Genomic DNA, 233 nt, shown 5'->3' on the forward strand with positions numbered 1-233 from the left:
TTGTCATCGGTGTGATCACCGTTGTTCAACTTACCTTGGACATTACCCACGTTATCGTCGGCATCATTAATCACCGGAACCGCGTTTGCTGTGGTATCAATGGTGATGGTGAAGGTGTCTTCAACTTCATTGCCCGAAGCGTCTTCGGCTGTCGCCTTAAAGGTAACCGCACCTTCAGGTAAAGCATCCGCGCCTGGAATTTGAATCTTCCACTCGCCATTACCATCGGCTGT

1 protein-coding gene is annotated in these 233 nt (G+C 49.8%); it reads right to left on the minus strand.

The genetic code is table 11. The features are described 5' to 3' along the window. Positions 1 to 233: Ig-like domain-containing protein (locus Q1A08_RS21430; RefSeq protein ID WP_299776435.1), on the minus strand; the 233-nt coding region annotated here is incomplete at both ends.

This window comes from uncultured Pseudoteredinibacter sp., from assembly GCF_947500695.1.
In the GTDB taxonomy this organism is placed as follows: Bacteria; Pseudomonadota; Gammaproteobacteria; order Pseudomonadales; family Cellvibrionaceae; genus Pseudoteredinibacter.